This is a genomic window from Nonomuraea maheshkhaliensis, from assembly GCF_039529435.1.
GTDB lineage: Bacteria > Actinomycetota > Actinomycetes > Streptosporangiales > Streptosporangiaceae > Nonomuraea > Nonomuraea maheshkhaliensis.
Genome location: NZ_BAAAMU010000019.1, coordinates 84,925 through 101,386 on the forward strand (window position 1 = coordinate 84,925; position 16,462 = coordinate 101,386).

A 16,462-nucleotide genomic window follows, 5' to 3' on the forward strand; every position below is an offset into this window, starting at 1 on the left:
CTCACCTCGTCACTTCCGCGTGCTGGAAAGGTGTCGTCGTGATCGGCTGGCTAGAAGCGGTGATCTTGGGGTTGGTCCAAGGACTCACGGAGTTCCTGCCGATCTCCTCCAGCGCCCACATCCGGGTGGTCTCCGCGTTCGCCGGTTGGAACGACCCCGGGGCGGCGTTCACGGCGGTGATCCAGCTCGGCACCGAGAGTGCCGTGCTGATCTACTTCCGCAAGGAGATCTGGGAGATCATCTCCACCTGGACGCGCTCGCTGTTCGACAAGAGCCTGCGCGGCCACTGGGCGGCCCGCATGGGCTGGTACGTCATCGTCGGCACGCTGCCCATCGGCATCCTCGGCATCACGCTGAAGGACCAGATCGAGACCAGCTTCCGCGACCTGCGCCTGGTGGGCACCACGCTGATCGTCTTCGCCTGCATCCTGTGGTACGCCGACCACACCGCCCGCAACAAGCTCACGCTGGAGAAGCACCTCAGCTTCACCCACGCCATCATCTACGGCTTCGCCCAGTCACTGGCCCTGATCCCCGGCGTCTCCCGCTCGGGCGGCACGGTGACCGCGGGCCTGCTGCTCGACTACCGCCGTGAGGACGCGGCCAAATACTCGTTCCTGCTGGCCATCCCCGCCGTGCTGGCCTCGGGGCTGTTCGAGCTGAAGGACATCGGCGAGGGCCCGGCCCCCGCTTGGGGGCCGACGATCCTCGCCACCGTCATCTCGTTCGTCGTCGGCTATCTGGCGGTGGCCTGGTTCCTGCGTTACATCAGCACCCACCGCTTCACCCTCTTCGTGATCTACCGGATCCTCCTCGGCGTCTTCGTCATCTTCGCGGTCAGCGTCGGCTGGATTCCCGCTCAGGGCTGACCCGCGCCGCCGGATAGTAGGCCGCCCACGCCTCGTCACCCATGCGCAGGACCTTCCAGCCGATCCAGCCGAGCGCGGCCACGGGGGCGGCCCAGAACGGCACGGTGGCGGGGCCGTACGAGACCGCGAACGACCCGAGATAGCCGGCGGCCACCACCGCCGGCGCCCACCACCCCACGAACCCGGCCCGCCACACGGCCGCGGTCAGCACCGGCAGGCCGAGGAAGCCGAAGAACATCCACGGGAGCTGGAACCCGAACATCACGCCGGGCAGCCCCAGCATCTCGTCCATGATCCGCTGCGCCTCCTCCGGCGGGTGGTGCCGCCCCAGCCACCACTCCACGGGATCGGTGAGCAGCAGCCCGGACAACTGCAGGTAGCCGAGCACCGTGAGCGCGCCGGCGACGTGGCCGAGCCGGGTCGCCGCGCGCCTGGTCAGATGCACGAGGCCGAGCACGGCCACGGCCATGAGCATCCAGCTCCAGTGGTAGAGCACGGACTGGATCTGGGCGAGCACGGGGTTCGCGCCGAAGCTGACCGCCTCCCGCTCGTCGCCCCAGGTGCCGGGATCGACGACGACGGCGAGTGCCTGGAGCAGCGGGGCCACGATGAGCAGGACTCCTGCCGTGACGCGGCGAAAGGTCACCTGATCTCTGAACATGGCGCCGACGGTAGGCGCCGTGAGCACCGCCCGTCGTCCGCCTGCCGGGTTACCGCCCGTCCCCTTCGCGAGTGACCCGTCATAGGCATCTCCTATGGCGGCCGCTCGAATTTCGTCTTTGCTCCGCGTTCTTTTCCTTGCGTACGGTGAATCTGCTCGGCCCGCGAATATCCGCGCCGAGCGAATTCGGCGATTCAGGAGGAGCCATGACGCTCGGAAACGGATCAGGAGAGCTCAAGGGAAAACGAGCCCTCGTCACGGGAGGTTCCCGGGGAATCGGGGCGGCGGTCGTGCGGCGGCTGCTTGAGGAGGGCGCCGGGGTGCTGGCCACCGCCAGGACGACCGCGTACCCGGCGCCGGAAGGAGCCGCCTTCGTGACGGCCGACATCCGCACCGAGGCCGGAACCCGGGCCCTGGCCGCGGCCGTCCAGGAGACGTTCGGCGGGGTGGACATCGTGGTGCACAACGCGGGTGGCGCCCGGGCCGGCGACAGCGCCGTGACGATCCCCGACGCGGACTGGCAGGACGCGCTCAACCTCAACCTGCTCGCGGCCGTACGGCTGAACGCCCTGCTCACGCCGGGGATGCGAGACCAGGGGTCGGGGGCGATCGTGCACATCTCCACCGCCGCGCTGCTCCCGCCGGTGCCGGTCTTCGCGCACTACCAGGCGGCCAAGGCGGGGCTGGAGAGCTACAGCCGGGCGCTGGCCGCGGAGCTGGCCCCGTACGGGGTCCGGGTCAACGCCCTGGCCCCCGGCAGGACCGCCACCCCTGGCGGCGAGGAGACGCGCCGGCGGTGGGCGAGCACCGCCGCGGAGTCGGGCGCGACCGACACGCCGCCGCTCGGGCGCGAAGGCCGGCCGGACGACATCGCGAACGCGGTGCTCTTCCTCGTGTCCGACCGGTCGAGCTGGATCACCGGGACCAATTTCTCCGTGGACGGCGGCGAATACCCCAGGAATTGACGGCGAACTGTCGTTGTTTACTGACGAAGGAATTGTAGTCATGGGTAAATACAGTGGCAAGAATGTCGTGGTCACCGGTGGCAGCAGCGGCATCGGGCTCGCCATCGCGGAATCACTGGCGGGCGACGGAGCTCGGGTGGCGATCACCGGCCGTTCCCAGGCCGCGCTCGACGCCGCGCGGGAGCGGATCGGCGAGAACGCGGTGGCCGTCCGCGGCGACGTGTCCTCGCTCGCCGATCTGGACACGCTGGCGGACCGGGTGAAGACGGAGCTCGGCTCGGTCGAGGCGTTGTTCGTCAACGCGGGCATCACCGCGCTCACGCCGCTCGATTCGACGACCGAGCAGGCGTACGACGAGCTGTTCGCGGTCAACGTCAAGGGCGCCTTCTTCACCGTGCAGAAGCTCGCCCCGCTGCTGAGCAGGGGCGCCGGCGTCGTCCTGACCACCTCGGTGGCCGGCGTCGTCGGCATCCAGGACACCAGCGTCTACGCGGCGGGCAAGGCGGCGTTGCGCTCCATGGCCCGCAGCTTCTCCCGCGAGCTGCTGCCGCGCGAGATCCGCGTCAACGCGATCAGCCCCGGGCCCGTCGACACGGGGGTGCTGGAGCGCACGATGTCCAAGGAGGCCGCGGCGGAGTTCATCGCGGAGCGGGTCGCGGACAATCCGATGAAGCGGCTTGGCGCCCTCGACGAGATCGTGGCGGCGGCGGCGTTCCTCGCCTTCGACGCGACGTACACCGCTGGGGTCGAGCTCGCCGTGGACGGTGGCGTCACCCAGCTCTGAGCGGCCGCACGACGTTCACCCGGCTCTGAGCGGCCGCACGACGTTCGCCGCGGCTGTCTCTTCGTGCGGCTCGTCGTGCGGCTCATCGGCGTCCGACCGGCGGAGGGAGGCGGAGCCGTCCCAGGTCTCCTGGCGCAGGAGCTCGAGCAGCGCGGTCGCCGCCGGGCCCGCGTCGGGGTGGACCACGGCGATGACGGGCTGGGACACGACCGGGGACACCGGACGCGCGAGGTGCTCGTAGCCACGGGGCACCGCGGAGGCCGGGACGAGCGTCACGCCCAGGCCGTGGGCGGCCCAGCGCACCGCCGTCGCCGTCTGGGACACGCGGGCGACCGTGGCCGGCGTCAGCCCGTTCTCCTCAGACACCTCCTGCAGCACCCCGTCGAGGGCGCTGTCGCGGTCGAACCTGACCCACGGCTCCCCCTCCAGCGCACGCAGGTCCACCCGGTCCGCGGCGAGCTGCGGGTGCCCGGCGCCCAGCACCGCGACGAACTCCTCCTCGCCGAGGCGGTGGGCGTCCGCGGGGCCCCGCCGGCAGGCCGCCATCAGGGCGAAGTCCGTGACCCGCCTGCGGCACAGCTGCTCCAGCTCGGCGGAGCTCGACTCCTCGAAGACGGTGACCTCCAGCCGCGGGAAACGGCGGCGCAGCACGCCCAGCGCGCCCGGCAACTGGCGGGTGCCGAATCCCAGCTGCGCCGCGACGGCGAGCTCGCCCACCAGGTCGTCCGCGCCGGCCCGCGCCGTCTCCCGCGCCCGCCGCGCCGCGTTCACCGCGATCTCGGCCTCCTGGAGGAAGGCCCGGCCGACCGCGGTGGGCACGAGCCCGCCCGGCGTCCGGTCGAAGAGCGTCACGCCGAGGTCGCGCTCCAGGTTGCGGATCTGCTGGGACATCGACGGCTGGGCGACGCGCAGCGACTCAGCCGCCGCCGTCACCGAGCCCTCCGTGGCGACCGCCAGGGCGTACTCGAACTGGCGCAGGCTCATCGGCTCCCGTCTCCTCCCGGGGAGGCAACGCGGTCCGCCCCGTCGTGTCGTGTCCGGAAGTACCCGCCTCGGCCGGATCCGGCGACCGAGTCTTCATTCCCGGTCACCCTCGCCTCAACGCACTCCCCTCGTGAACCCTTCCTCGGAAGCGGCGCCGGCCGGCTAGGGCACCCGGCGCGGGTAGCGGCTGCACAGGGCGAAGACGACGGCGAAGAGGGTCCACGCCAGGACGTACGCCACCGGATGCGCCCAGACCTCACCGATCACGTCGCCCAGTGCCGCGCGGCCCTCGAAATAGGTCAGCAGGCCCAGCAGGGCTCCCGGGATCGCGCCCCACCACCGCCGCCACCACACGTCGTACGCGACCACCTCGAACGCCACCAGCGCGACCGGGCCGAACAGCAGGAAGTTGAGTCCGGGCGGCTGGGAGAGGAAGGCCGCCAACGCCATGACCGCCACCGCCGACCCCGCCGTCAGCAGGACGAGGGCAGCCGGCGGAGCGGGCTCGTCGCGCGGGTCGTCCTCCGGTTGCGGTGCGGACGCCTGCCCGTCCTGGCCGGGCACGGGCTCGTCTCGGGAGTGCGGTGCGGGGGCCCGCTCGTCCTGGCCGGGCACGGGCTCGTCGCTCGGGTCGCGGTCGTCTGACACATCCGACATTATGGCCAACCGCCTTCCCCGGCGCGGAAAGCCGACGAGCCCGGCCCCGGTGCTAGCCGACCGCTTCCGTCACCTGGGGGACGAGCTTCGGGGTGCGGTAGGTGGCCAGGGTGAACAGCAGGGCCAGCAGGCCCAGGCCGGCGGACAGGGCGATCACGCCGATCCGTCCGTACGCGTCCAGCGCCACCCCGCCGGCCAGGCCCGCCACGAACAGGCCGAAGTACTGGGCCGACGACAGCAGGCCGAGGCCGATCGAGACGTTGCCCGGCATCGTGGTGACGGTCCTGAACTGCTGCGCCGGGGCGATCATCCAGCCGACCGAACCCCACAGGAAGCCCCATACCAGCGCGATGGGCAGGGCGAGGTTCGCGACGGGGATGAGCAGGACGAACACGAAGGCGGCGGTCATCCCGATCAGGATCATCCGGCGCGGCCCGTACGCGTCGGACAGCCGCCCGCCGAGCAGGTTGCCCACGATCCCGCCCAGCCCCCACGCCCACAGCAGCGCGGGAAGCGGCAGGTCGAACAGCGAGCCGATGTAGGTGTACGCGCTGAACCCCGACGCGAAGACCAGCAACTGCGTGGCCATCACCGCCAGCACCCGCCGGTCGCGCAGCGGCTCGAAGCGCTCCCGGAGCCGTCCGGACGCCGCGAGCCGCACGTCGGGCACCAGCGCGGCCACCCAGACGAGGCCGAGCAGGCCCAGCCCAGAGACCATCCACAACGTCGCCCGCCAGGTCACCGCCTCGCCCAGCCAGGTGCCGAGCGGCACGCCGATGGCCGACGACACGCTCAGCCCGCCCATCACCAGCGCCAGCGCGCGCCCGCGCCGGTCGGGCGAGGTCAGCGCGTTCGCCACGGCCGACGAGGTCGGCGTGAACATGGCCGCCCCCGCCGCGGCGATCACCCGGGTGAGGACCACCAGCGGGTACGTCGGCGCCAGCGCGCTCAGCACGTTGCCGGCCACGAACACCCCCATGGCCAGCAACAGCAGCGTCCGCCGCGGCAGGTGGATCGTCAGGGCCGCGAGCAGGGGCGACAGCACCGCGTACGCCAGCGCGAACACCGTCATGAGCTGGCCCGCGGCCGACCGGGAGACCCCCAGGTCGGTCGAGATCGGGCCCAGCAACCCGGCGGTGACGAACATGCCCGTACCGATCGCGAAATTTCCGGCGGCCATCGGATAGAGCCGTGAACTCACGGAAGCCTCCTCAAGCAAAAGTTTGACGCCCATCAAACTGACCTATAGTTGGATCGTTGTCAAACAATGAGACGAAGGTAGGCTTCCGTCATGCGCCTGCTACCGCACCCGGCTACGGAGGACATCGAGCTCACAGAGGTTCTGCGGGCGCTGTCCGACCCCGTACGCCTGCAGATCGCCGTCCGCCTCGCCCTCGCCGGGGAGCTGAACTGCACCACGGCGGCCGACGACCTCGGGGTGCACAAATCCACCGCTTCGCACCACTACCGGGCGTTGCGGGAGGCCGGCGTGGTCGTGACCAAGCAGGAGGGGCGGCTGAAGTACATGAGCCTGCGCCGCGCCGACCTCGACGTCCGCTTCCCCGGGCTCCTCGACGCGATCCTGCGCTCGGCGAACCGGCCCTCAGGACGCACGGTCTCCGCGCACCGGGCCGCTGCGGGAGGTCCCGATGAGCAGGTCGCCGTACGGGCCGATGCCCGTGCCTGACGGCGCCCCCACCCCAGGCAGGGTCCCGCCATCCGCTCAGGGCGCCCTGCCCATCCACCAGGTGCTGCCCGAGCTGCTGTCCGCGCTCGACGGGCACGGCAGCGCGGTGCTGACCGCGCCGCCCGGCACCGGCAAGACCACCGTGGTGCCGCTGGCGCTGGCCGAGGCGGGCATGCGGGTCGTGGTGGCCGAGCCGCGACGGCTGGCCGTACGCGCGGCGGCCCGGCGCATGGGCGTGAGCTACACGATCAGGGGCGAGCGGCACGTGGGCGCCGACCCCAGGGTCGAGGTCGTCACGACCGGCGTGCTGCTGCAACGGCTCCAGCGGGACCAGGAGCTGGCCGGGATCGACGCCGTCATGCTGGACGAATGCCACGAACGCCACCTCGACGCGGACACGGCGCTGGCGTTCCTGCTCGACGTACGCGAGACGCTCCGCCCCGACCTGCGCCTCCTGGCCACCTCCGCCACCGCCGACGCCGCGCCGTGGGCCGAACTGATCGGCGGCCCCGTCGTCGCCGCCACCGGGAGCACCCACCCCGTGGAGACCGTCTGGGCCCCGCCGCCGCGCCCGGTCGCGCCGCCGCACGGCCTGCGCGTCGATCCCGCGCTGCTGTCGCACGCGGCCTCGGTGGTACGCAGGGCGCTGGCCGAACGGGACGGCGACGTGCTGTGCTTCCTGCCCGGCGTGGGCGAGATCGCCAAGGTGGCCGGGATGCTGGCCGGGGACGTGGAGCAGTTGCTCCAGGTGCACGGCCAGGCTCCGGCCCACGTCCAGGACGCCGTGCTGTCGCCGGGGGCGGGGCGCAGGGTGGTGCTGGCCACGTCCGTCGCCGAGTCGAGCCTGACCGTGCCCGGCGTGCGGGTGGTGGTGGACTGCGGGCTGGCCCGCGAGCCGCGTACCGACCACGCGCGCGGCCTGGGCTCCCTCACCACGGTCAGGGTCTCGAAGTCCTCCGCCGCCCAGCGGGCCGGACGGGCGGGCCGTGAAGCGCCCGGCACCGTCTACCGCTGCTGGACGGCGGCCGAGCACGAGCGGCTGGCCGACCAGGCCCGGCCGGAGATCGCGCTCGCCGACCTGACCGGCTTCGCGCTCCAGGCGGCCTGCTGGGGCAGCCCCGACGCCCACGGCCTCGCCCTGCTCGACCCGCCGCCCGCCGCCGCCATGTCCGCCACCACCGGCACGCTGCGACTGCTCGGCGCCCTGGACGACACCTCCCGCGTCACCGCCCGTGGCCGGCGGATGGCGCTGGCCGGGGTGCACCCCCGCCTGGCCAGGGCCCTCCTCGACCTCGGCCCCCGGGCCGCCGAGGTGGTGGCGCTCCTGTCGGAACAGCTGCCCAGGGACGCCTCCGACGACCTGGTGGAGGTCTGGCGCACGGCCCGTCGCGGCGGCACCGGCTTCGCGGCCCGCTGGCGCCAGGAATCCACCCGCCTCCGCCGCACCACGGATCATCCCGTCGGCGCGGCTGCTCGTGGGCGGGAGTTGTCGGATGACGCGCTGGCCGGGATGGCGGTGGCGCTGGCGTTTCCCGAGCGGGTGGCGCGCAGGCGCGGTGGCGGCTTCCTCATGGCCTCAGGCACCCAGGCCCAGCCGGCCGAGGGTTCCAGGCTCGGGACCGCTGAGTGGCTGGCCGTCGCGGTCGCCGACCGCCCGACCGGCGCGGCCTCGGCCCGTGTCAGGCAGGCGGTGGTGATCGACGAGGCGACGGCCAGGCTGGCGGCAGGCACCACGGTGGAGGACGAGGTCGAGTGGAAGGTGCCGCCGGGCGAGCGCCGCGGCGACGTCTCCGCCCGCCGGGTCGAGCGCCTGGGCGCGATCGAGCTGTCCGCCAGGCCGCTCAAGGACGCCGACGTCCGCGACGCCATCCGGTACGGCCTGCGTACGGAAGACCTGCTGACCTGGACGAAACAAGCCAAGGACCTGCGCGACCGCCTGGCGTTCTGCCACCAGGCGATCGGCCCGCCCTGGCCGTCCATGGACGCGCTCGTCGACCTGGCCGATCAGTGGCTGGAGCCCGAGCTGTCCAGGGCCCGCCGCCGCGCCGACGTGGAGCGCATCGACGTCGCCTCGGCGCTGCGCCGCCTGATCCCGTGGAGCGAACGGCTGGACGCGGTCGCCCCCGAACGCCTGGAGGTCCCCACCGGCTCGCACATCCGCCTCGACTACTCGGGCGAGCAGCCGGTGCTGGCGGTGAAGCTGCAGGAACTGTTCGGCTGGCAGGAGACGCCGCTCGTCGCGGGCGTGCCGGTCCTGGTCCACCTGCTGTCGCCCGCCGGCCGTCCGCTGGCGGTGACGGCGGACCTGGCCTCGTTCTGGCGCGACGCCTATCGTCACGTACGCGCGGAGATGCGCGGCCGCTACCCCAAGCACCCCTGGCCGGAAGACCCGCTCACCGCACCACCCACCCGCCGCACGAAGGGACGCTCATGACCGACCGGCAGGCTGTCCCGCCGGACGAGGAGACGCCCATGACCGACACGCAGGCCGTCCCGCCACCCATGACCGGCTGGCAGGCCGTGGCGGCCCGCGACAACGCCGCGTGGTGCGACCTGATGTGCCGCGCCCACGGCCGGCCGGGCACGTTCGCCGAGCGCGCCTGGACCAACCCGGCAAGGACCCCGCCCTTCTACCCCGACGCCGTCACGCTCTCCCCTGACGCCACGGCGGCCGACGTGCTCGGCCGCATCGACGCGGGGCCCGGCGCGTCGGTCAAGGACAGCTTCGCCACGCTCGATCTACCGGGCTTCGAGGTGCTGTTCGAGGCACGCTGGATCCACCGCGCCGCCCCCGACCGCACGCCCACCGACTGGGCGGCGGTCGAGGGCGCGGCCACGCTGCGCGACTGGGCGCGGGCGTTCGGCGAACCCGGCCTGTTCCCGCCCGCGCTGCTCGCGGAGGCGACGATCGTGTACGGCCGGACGGACGGCGAGATCACCACCGGCGCGGTCCTCACCACCGGCGCCCCCGCCACCGGCCCCGCCGGCGAGCCCACCGTCAGCCACGCCGGAGACCCCGGCAGCGGCCCCGCCGTCAGCCCCGCCGTCGGTGTCTCCAACGTCTTCGGCCCCGACGAGGACGCCGCCTGGGCGGGCGCCCTGGCCATGGCGGCCGAGCTCTTCCCCGGCCGCCCCCTGGTCGGCTACGAGATCGACCCCACCACCGCCCTGAGCCACGGCTTCACCACGACCGGCCCGCTCCGCGTCTGGATCAAGCCCTGAGCCCGCGCGTCCGCGAGCCGCGAGCCGCGAGCCGCGATCAGTTCACGAGATCGTCCAGCGTCGGGTTCTCGATCACCGGATAGCGCTCCCCGCCCACCCCCATGTCCTTGAACCCACTGGACGTCGCCACACACACCACGGGCCCGTCGAACTCGCGCCGCAACCTCCGACACCCCGCCACCCCCGCCACGCCTGACAGCTCCTGCCACAGCCCCTGCCCGGCCAGATCCCGCTGAGCCTGCCGCAGCTCCTCGTCGGTCACCAGCACGGCCTCACCGCCGCTGTCACGCACGGCCAGCACGCCCCGGTGCCCGCCCACCGCGCCGGCTACGCTGTACGCCTCCGTGGGACCCAGCTCGACGATCGCGGCGGGCGCGCCGGTGGCCAGGGCCCTGGCATGAGGCCCGCCGGCGGCCGTCTCGCAGGAGAACATCCGCGGCGTCCGCTCGGCCAGTCCGAGCGACCGCAGCTCGGTGAAGCCCTTCCACACCCCGTAGAGCAGCTCGGCGTAACCGGTGGGCACGAAGACGGCCGCGGGCACCGCCCTGCCGAGCTGCAGGAACAGCTCGTACGCGATCGTCTTGTAGCCCTCGGCCCCGAACGGGTGCCCGGTATGGGTCACGGTCTGGTTGCTGACGGGGTGGTAACCGAGCCGGTCCACGACCTCCCGCAGCAGCGGCCAGCGCGCCTCGACCGGCACGGACACGACTTTCGCCCCGTACGCACGCGCGAACGTCTGCACGGCCGGCGGCGAGTCGGCCGAGGAGAGCACGATCGCGGGCAGCCCGGCCCTGGCCGCGTAGGCGGCGGCCGAGGCGCCGTGGTTGCCGGATGAGGCCACGACCACGCCGGGCGCGCCGGCGGCCACGGCGGCGCTGACCGCGACCCGGTTGAGCCGGTCCTTGTGCGACCACGTCGGGTTGCGTGACTCGTCCTTGACGTGCACGTCCCCGAACTCCACCAGCGGTGTCCCGCCCTCACCCAGCGTGGGCACCGCCAGCGGCGGCAGCAGCGGGGACCAGCGCGCGAGGTCGGGACCAGGCTCCTGGTCGAACAGGGCGCGCTCCACCTTCGCGTAGTCGTAGACGACGTCGAGCGGATAGGCGATCTCGCCGGTGCTGGTCGTGGGACAGCCCTGCGTCAGCGGCGGGAACAGGGGATATTCGGCCGTGGGGTCGCCCAGAGAGCGCTGGCGCAGGGCGAGCGAAGGTCCGTTCACGTGGATCGACCCTATCGAGCCTCGCCACGATGAGTGAAAATGTGCACACTCGAATCATGTTGTGGGCAGGCAGGTCCGCCATCGAGATCGCGACGGCCGTACGGCACGGGGACGTCAAGGCCACGACCGTCGTCGAGGAGCATCTTCATGCCGTCTCGGAGCGGGACACCAGGGTCGGGGCTTTCCGTGCGGTCAGGGAGCAGGCCGTGGAGGAGGCTCGGGAGCTGCAGAAACGGCGTGATCTGCCGGATCTGCCGCTCGCGGGCGTGCCGGTCGCGGTCAAGGACAACCTGGAGGTGGCGGGCGAGGCCACCCGCGGCGGGTCGGCCGCCACTTCCGACGTGCCGGCGGCCGAGGACCACGTGACGGTGGCGCGGCTGCGCGCGGCGGGCGCGGTGGTCATCGGCGTGACCAACCTGCCGGAGCTGGGGCTGGTGGCGTTCGGCGACAGCGCGTACGGCGTCGTACGCAACCCTTGGAACCCCTCGCGCACGGCGGGCGGCTCGTCGGCCGGCAACGCCGCGGCGGTGGCGGCGGGCATGGTGCCGATCGCGCTCGGCAACGACGGCATGGGCTCGTTGCGCATCCCCGCGGCCTGCTGCGGCGTGCTGGCGATCAAGCCGGGCGTGGGCCTGGTGCCGCCGCCGACGGACGACTGGGACCGGCTGACGGAGAACGGCCCGATCGCCACCACCGCCGCGGACCTGTCGCTCGCGCTGTCGGTGCTGGCCGCGGCCCCGTCGCTGGCGGAGGCGTGGCGCGGCGGCTGCCGGGTGGAGCCCGCGCCGCGCATGCTGCGCTCGGTCTGGGCCGACGACGACGAGGTGTGGGAGCCGCAACCGCCGCCCGCCGGCCCGGAGCCGTTCGACCTGCGGGTGGCCTACGCGCCGCAGCCGCTGCCGCCAGGGTTGTCGGTCGACAAGGAGTTCAGGGCCGCGGTGCGCGGGGCGGCGGAGACGCTGCGCCTGGCCGGGCACACGGTGGTCGAGCACGACGGCACGCTGCCCGCCTGGCTCGGCCCGGCCACGGTCGCGACGTGGCTGGTCAGGGCGGCCGAGTCGGTCGATGGTCTGGACCGGTGGCGGCTCGAACGCCGTACCCGCGCGCTGGCCAGGGCCGGCCGGGTGCTCGCCGCGCTCAAGCTGGACGGCGCGCGGGGCCGCGAGCGCTGGCACGGTTACGGCGCCGACCAGTGGCTCGGCGACGCGGACGTGCTGGTCATGCCGGCTCTGGCCGCCGTCGCGCCGAGGGCCGAGCGCTGGGGCCGGCGTGGCCTGCTGCACAACGCCTCGGCCAACATCAGGTACGCCCCCGCCACGGGCCCGTGGAACATGTGCGGCTGGCCCGCCATGGCCGTGCCCCTGGCCACCCATTCCAGCGGGCTGCCGATCGCCGTGCAGCTCGTCGCGCCGCCCGGCGGCGAGCCCCACCTGCTGGGCCTGGCCGCCCAGCTCCAGGCCGCGCATCCGCCGCTCAGGCCGCCGGGCTTCGCCTACTGAGCCATCCATAACGATTGCTTCTGTTGGTCAGCAGATCTTCCTCTTGGACTTATGGAAGCGCCGCCGACAGGCTGGAACCATGACTTCCACCCTTTATCGGCATGATTCCGGATATGACGCCGAGCGAGCCGGCTTCCAGACGCTCGCCTCCCACCGTCCCGAGGTGATCGTCCCGGCCGCGAGCCCCGATGACGTGCGGCGGGCGGTGTCCCACGCCGCCACGCGCGGCCTGCCGGTCGCGGTGCAGGCGACCGGGCACGGCCTGCCCGTCCCCGCCGAGGGCGGCCTGCTCGTCACCACCGGCAGGATGACCGCCGTCACGATCGACCCGGCGGCCGGCACCGCGCGCATCGGGGCGGGCGTGCGCTGGGAGCAGGTCATCGCCGCGGCGGCCAGGCATGGGCTGGCCCCGCTGTCCGGCTCGTCGCCGCTCGTGGGGGCGGTGTCGTACACGCTGGGCGGGGGTCTCGGGCTCATGGCCAGGCGCTACGGGTACGCCGCCGACCAGGTGCGCGCCGTGGAGGTCGTCACGGCCGACGCCGAGCTCCGCCACGTCAGGCCTGACGGCGACCCCGATCTGTTCTGGGCGCTGGTGGGCGGCCGGGGCAACTTCGGCGTGGCCACCGCGCTGGAGATCGGCCTCGTCCCCGTCGAACGGCTCTACGGCGGCGGCCTCTACTTCGGCACCGATCTGGCAGGGCCCGCGCTGCGCGCCTGGCGGGACTGGACCCGGTCCCTGCCCGAGGAGCTGACCTCCTCGATCGCCGTCATCCCGTTCCCCGACTCCCCGCACGCCCCCGCGCACTTCCGCGGCCAGACCGTGGCCCACGTACGCGTCGCGTTCACCGGGGACGCGGCGGAGGGCGAGGAACTGCTGGCTCCGCTGCGCGCGGTCGGTCCCCGCCTGATGGACACCGTGGGCGAGCTGCCCTACACCGGCTCGGCCGCCATCCACAACGACCCCACGACGCCGTCCGGCTATCACTCCACCCACTCCCTGCTGCGCGAGCTGCCGGAGGAGGCGCTGGAGGCGCTGCTCGGCGCGCGGGCCGTGATCGAGGTGCGCCACCTCGGCGGCGCGCTGGCCAAGCCTCAGTCGGTGGCCAACTCGGTGGGGAACAGGGACGCGCTCTACTACGCCGGCATGCTGACCCCCGGCCTGGCCCCCGGCTCGGACCTGACGGCCGTGCGCGCGGCCCACGAGGAGGTCAGGCGGGCGCTGGCGCCGTGGGCGACGGGCGGGCGGGTGCTGAACTTCCTGTACGGCGACCAGGCCACGCCGGAGAACGTGCGCAGGGCGTACGAGCCGGGCGACTACGAACGCCTGACCAGGCTCAAGGCCGCATGGGACCCCGAGAACCTGTTCCGCCTGAACCACAACATCCCCCCGGCCTGAGACGAGGCCGAGGGGACGCGGTGATCCGACGCGGTGATCCGACGCCGTGATCAGACGCCGTGATCCGACACAGGCGGTCAGATGCCGACGGGGTGCCAGACCGTCTTGGTCTCCAGGAAGGCCGTCATGCGCCCGATCCCGGGATCGGCCGCCCAGTCCTGCGCCGCCGCCGGCCGCAGCACCCGCTTGAGGTTCTCCGCCGCGGCCTGCTCGCAGCTCAGCGCCAGATCGGCGTCGGCGACCCCGGACAGGTCGATCGCGTTGACGTCCATGTGCGCCGCCAGCCACGGAGCCAGCTCGCCCTGCCGCCCGGTCAGCACGTTGACGACCCCGCCCGGCAGGTCGGAGGTGGCCAGCACCTCCGACAGCGTGATCGCGCCCAGCGGCGACGGCTCCGAGGCGACCACGACGCAGGTGTTGCCGGTCACGATCACCGGGGCGACCACCGACACCAGGCCGAGCAGCGGATCGGCGGGCGCGACGACGGCCACGACGCCGGTCGGCTCGGGCGTGGACAGGTTGAAGTAGGGCCCGGCCACGGGGTTGGCCGAACCGTGCACCGAGGCGATCTTGTCGGACCATCCGGCGTACCAGACCAGCCGGTCGACGGTGGCGTCCACCTGCTCCAGGGCCGCCCGCTTGCCGCCGCCGAGCTCGTCGGCGAACTGCGCGCGCCGGCCCTCCAGCATCTCGGCGACGCGGTAGAGGATCTGCCCCCGGTTGTACGCGGTCGCGCCCGACCAGCCGGGGAACGCCTTGCGTGCGGCCACCACCGCGTCGCGGGCGTCCTTGCGCGAGGCCCGCGAGGCGTTGGCGAGGAAGTCTCCCTTGGCCGAGGTCACGGGATAGGACCTCCCACTCTCCGAGCGCGGGAACGCCCCGCCGATGTAGAGCTTGTAGGTCTTTCTGACCGGCAACCTACTCATCGCCGCGCCCCTTCCACGTGGACTCCTGCTCCACCTGCACCGGTACGAAGATCTGGCCGCACCGGCTGACGCCGCAGCGGTGGGCGAACCAGCCCTCGCGCACCGGGCGGCCGGCCCTGGCGAAGGCGTGGCCCCTGGTCACCTGATCGCGCCGGCGCGGCCGGCGACTGTCACACCTCAAGGTAGGCCTCCAGACCGTGGCGTCCGCCCTCACGCCCGAACCCGGACTCCTTGAACCCGCCGAAGGGCGAGGCCGGGTCGAACTTGTTGAAGGTGTTGGCCCAGACCACGCCGGCTCTGAGCCGGTCGGCCATCCACAGGATGCGCGAGCCCTTCTCGGTCCACACGCCCGCCGACAGTCCGTACGGCGTGTTGTTGGCCTTCTCCACCGCCTCGGCCGGGGTGCGGAAGGTCAGCACCGACAGCACAGGACCGAAGATCTCCTCCCTGGCGATGCTGTGGGACTGCGCCACCCCGGTGAACAGCGTCGGCGGGAACCAGAACCCCTTGCCGGGCAGCTCGCACGCGGGCGACCAGCGCTCGGCCCCCTCCGACTCGCCGAGGTCGCTGAGCCGCCGGATCTTGGCCAGTTGCTCGGCGGAGTTGATGGCGCCGATGTCGGTGTTCTTGTCCAGCGGGTCGCCCAGGCGCAGCGTGCCGAGCCGGCGCTTGAGCGCGGCCAGCAGCTCCTCCTGGATCGACTCCTGCACCAGCAGCCGCGAGCCCGCGCAGCACACGTGGCCCTGGTTGAAGAAGATCCCGTTGACGATCCCCTCCACCGCCTGGTCGACGGCGGCGTCGTCGAACACGATGTTCGCCGCCTTGCCGCCCAGCTCCAGGGTGAGCTTCTTGCCGGTGCCGGCCACCGTCCGCGCGATGATCCGGCCGACCTCGGTGGAGCCGGTGAAGGCCACCTTGTTCACGTCGGGGTGGGCCACCACGGCGGCGCCGGTCTCGCCCGCGCCGGTGACGATGTTGACCACGCCGGGCGGCAGGTCGGCCTGGCGGCAGATGTCGGCGAACAGCAGCGCGGTCAGCGGCGTCGTCTCGGCCGGCTTGAGCACGACCGTGTTGCCGCAGGCCAGCGCCGGGGCGATCTTCCAGGCCAGCATGAGCAGCGGGAAGTTCCACGGGATGACCTGGCCGGCCACGCCGAGCGGCCTGGCGCCGCCGAAGCCGGCGTATTCCAGCTTGTCGGCCCAGCCCGCGTAGTAGAAGAAGTGGGCGGCCACGAGCGGCACGTCCACGTCGCGCGACTCGCGGATCGGCTTGCCGTTGTCGAGCGACTCCAGCACGGCCAGCTCCCTGGCCCGCTCCTGGATGATCCGCGCGATGCGGAACAGGTATTTGGCGCGCTCCGCGCCGGGCAGCGCGCTCCAGACGCCGAACGCCTTGCGCGCCGCCTGCACGGCGCGGTCGACGTCGTCGGAGGAGGCCGTGGCGACCTCCGCCAGCGTCTCCTCGGTGGCCGGATTGACGGTCTTGAACGGAGTGCCGGAGCCGTCGACGAACTCACCGTTGATGAACAGCCCGTAGGAGGACTTCAGGTCAACGACGTCGCGCGACTCGGGGGCCGGTGCATATTCGAACATC

General features: G+C 72.9%; 16 protein-coding genes. 8 read left to right on the forward strand and 8 right to left on the reverse strand.

All coding sequences use genetic code 11. The features are described from left to right. Positions 1–38 precede the first annotated feature (38 nt). Positions 39–869 carry an undecaprenyl-diphosphate phosphatase gene (locus ABFX54_RS15605; RefSeq protein ID WP_346105410.1) on the forward strand — a complete coding sequence of 277 codons (831 nt, stop codon included), beginning with the start codon at positions 39–41 and terminating at the stop codon, positions 867–869. Here ABFX54_RS15605 and ABFX54_RS15610 read toward each other — a convergent pair. Next, complete coding sequence (locus ABFX54_RS15610) at positions 838–1,530, reverse strand: hypothetical protein (RefSeq protein WP_346105412.1); 693 nt, start codon at positions 1,528–1,530, stop codon at positions 838–840. The two genes, ABFX54_RS15605 and ABFX54_RS15610, sit on opposite strands and share 32 nt — an antisense overlap. A gap of 206 nt (positions 1,531–1,736) precedes the next feature. Here ABFX54_RS15610 and ABFX54_RS15615 point away from each other — a divergent pair, with 206 nt between their 5' ends. Both ABFX54_RS15615 and ABFX54_RS15620 read left to right on the forward strand, forming a co-directional pair. Continuing rightward, a complete protein-coding gene (locus ABFX54_RS15615; protein WP_346105413.1) occupies positions 1,737–2,495 on the forward strand; it encodes an oxidoreductase in 759 nt (252 codons plus the stop codon). Positions 2,496–2,535: 40 nt separating this feature from the next. Then, complete coding sequence (locus ABFX54_RS15620) at positions 2,536–3,279, forward strand: SDR family oxidoreductase (protein ID WP_346105415.1); 744 nt, start codon at positions 2,536–2,538, stop codon at positions 3,277–3,279. Positions 3,280–3,294: 15 nt separating this feature from the next. Here the strand turns inward: ABFX54_RS15620 and ABFX54_RS15625 are convergent, their stop codons facing one another. From ABFX54_RS15625 to ABFX54_RS15635, 3 genes are all read right to left on the reverse strand, one after another. Beyond that, positions 3,295–4,263 carry a LysR family transcriptional regulator gene (locus tag ABFX54_RS15625; RefSeq protein ID WP_346105416.1) on the reverse strand — a complete coding sequence of 323 codons (969 nt, stop codon included), beginning with the start codon at positions 4,261–4,263 and terminating at the stop codon, positions 3,295–3,297. 162 nt (positions 4,264–4,425) lie between these two features. After that, positions 4,426–4,911 (reverse strand): hypothetical protein, encoded by a 486-nt coding sequence (locus ABFX54_RS15630; RefSeq protein WP_346105417.1) that lies wholly within the window; start codon positions 4,909–4,911, stop codon positions 4,426–4,428. 61 nt (positions 4,912–4,972) lie between these two features. After that, on the reverse strand, positions 4,973–6,121 hold the full coding sequence (locus ABFX54_RS15635) for an MFS transporter (protein WP_346105418.1): 1,149 nt from the start codon (positions 6,119–6,121) through the stop codon (positions 4,973–4,975). Between the two features lie 90 nt (positions 6,122–6,211). Between ABFX54_RS15635 and ABFX54_RS15640 the strand changes: the two genes are divergently transcribed. The 3 genes from ABFX54_RS15640 to ABFX54_RS15650 are packed head-to-tail and all read left to right on the forward strand — an operon-like array spanning position 6,212 to position 9,829. Next, positions 6,212–6,607: an ArsR/SmtB family transcription factor gene (locus ABFX54_RS15640; RefSeq protein WP_346105420.1), complete on the forward strand. Its 396-nt coding sequence runs from the start codon at positions 6,212–6,214 to the stop codon at positions 6,605–6,607. After that, on the forward strand, positions 6,570–9,041 hold the full coding sequence (hrpB, locus tag ABFX54_RS15645; RefSeq protein WP_346105421.1) for an ATP-dependent helicase HrpB: 2,472 nt from the start codon (positions 6,570–6,572) through the stop codon (positions 9,039–9,041). Before ABFX54_RS15640 ends, hrpB begins: the two co-directional genes overlap by 38 nt. 38 nt (positions 9,042–9,079) lie before the next feature. After that, positions 9,080–9,829: a hypothetical protein gene (locus ABFX54_RS15650; protein ID WP_346105423.1), complete on the forward strand. Its 750-nt coding sequence runs from the start codon at positions 9,080–9,082 to the stop codon at positions 9,827–9,829. A 37-nt stretch (positions 9,830–9,866) separates the two neighbouring features. Here the strand turns inward: ABFX54_RS15650 and ABFX54_RS15655 are convergent, their stop codons facing one another. Further along, complete coding sequence (locus ABFX54_RS15655) at positions 9,867–11,048, reverse strand: threonine synthase (protein ID WP_346105425.1); 1,182 nt, start codon at positions 11,046–11,048, stop codon at positions 9,867–9,869. A 56-nt stretch (positions 11,049–11,104) separates the two neighbouring features. On the opposite strand from ABFX54_RS15655, the gene ABFX54_RS15660 reads away from it, so the two are divergent. Both ABFX54_RS15660 and ABFX54_RS15665 read left to right on the forward strand, forming a co-directional pair. Next, positions 11,105–12,547, forward strand: a complete 1,443-nt coding sequence (locus ABFX54_RS15660; RefSeq protein ID WP_346105427.1) for an amidase — start codon at positions 11,105–11,107, stop codon at positions 12,545–12,547. A gap of 79 nt (positions 12,548–12,626) precedes the next feature. Then, positions 12,627–13,943 (forward strand): FAD-binding oxidoreductase, encoded by a 1,317-nt coding sequence (locus ABFX54_RS15665; RefSeq protein ID WP_346105429.1) that lies wholly within the window; start codon positions 12,627–12,629, stop codon positions 13,941–13,943. Between the two features lie 77 nt (positions 13,944–14,020). Here the strand turns inward: ABFX54_RS15665 and ABFX54_RS15670 are convergent, their stop codons facing one another. Genes ABFX54_RS15670 through ABFX54_RS15680 form a run of 3 tightly spaced genes read right to left on the reverse strand, consistent with a single transcriptional unit; the run spans position 14,021 to position 16,461 of the window. Continuing rightward, positions 14,021–14,869, reverse strand: a complete 849-nt coding sequence (locus ABFX54_RS15670; protein ID WP_346105430.1) for an aldehyde dehydrogenase family protein — start codon at positions 14,867–14,869, stop codon at positions 14,021–14,023. Further along, positions 14,862–15,050, reverse strand: a complete 189-nt coding sequence (locus ABFX54_RS15675; protein WP_146178312.1) for a hypothetical protein — start codon at positions 15,048–15,050, stop codon at positions 14,862–14,864. Before ABFX54_RS15675 ends, ABFX54_RS15670 begins: the two co-directional genes overlap by 8 nt. Beyond that, complete coding sequence (locus ABFX54_RS15680; RefSeq protein ID WP_346105431.1) at positions 15,040–16,461, reverse strand: aldehyde dehydrogenase family protein; 1,422 nt, start codon at positions 16,459–16,461, stop codon at positions 15,040–15,042. Before ABFX54_RS15680 ends, ABFX54_RS15675 begins: the two co-directional genes overlap by 11 nt. Between the last annotated feature and the right edge of the window lies 1 nt (position 16,462).

Excerpts from the sequence above, each read along its gene's own strand:
- ABFX54_RS15620 (WP_346105415.1), top strand. The coding sequence starts at position 2,536 with ATGGGTAAATACAGTGGCAAGAATGTCGTGGTCACCGGTGGCAGCAGC.
- ABFX54_RS15680 (WP_346105431.1), bottom strand. The coding sequence starts at position 16,461 with ATGTTCGAATATGCACCGGCCCCCGAGTCGCGCGACGTCGTTGACCTG.
- ABFX54_RS15610 (WP_346105412.1), bottom strand. The coding sequence starts at position 1,530 with ATGTTCAGAGATCAGGTGACCTTTCGCCGCGTCACGGCAGGAGTCCTG.
- ABFX54_RS15640 (WP_346105420.1), top strand. The coding sequence starts at position 6,212 with ATGCGCCTGCTACCGCACCCGGCTACGGAGGACATCGAGCTCACAGAG.
- ABFX54_RS15665 (WP_346105429.1), top strand. The coding sequence starts at position 12,627 with ATGACTTCCACCCTTTATCGGCATGATTCCGGATATGACGCCGAGCGA.
- ABFX54_RS15615 (WP_346105413.1), top strand. The coding sequence starts at position 1,737 with ATGACGCTCGGAAACGGATCAGGAGAGCTCAAGGGAAAACGAGCCCTC.
- ABFX54_RS15650 (WP_346105423.1), top strand. The coding sequence starts at position 9,080 with ATGACCGACACGCAGGCCGTCCCGCCACCCATGACCGGCTGGCAGGCC.
- hrpB (WP_346105421.1), top strand. The coding sequence starts at position 6,570 with ATGAGCAGGTCGCCGTACGGGCCGATGCCCGTGCCTGACGGCGCCCCC.
- ABFX54_RS15670 (WP_346105430.1), bottom strand. The coding sequence starts at position 14,869 with ATGAGTAGGTTGCCGGTCAGAAAGACCTACAAGCTCTACATCGGCGGG.
- ABFX54_RS15625 (WP_346105416.1), bottom strand. The coding sequence starts at position 4,263 with ATGAGCCTGCGCCAGTTCGAGTACGCCCTGGCGGTCGCCACGGAGGGC.
- ABFX54_RS15660 (WP_346105427.1), top strand. The coding sequence starts at position 11,105 with ATGTTGTGGGCAGGCAGGTCCGCCATCGAGATCGCGACGGCCGTACGG.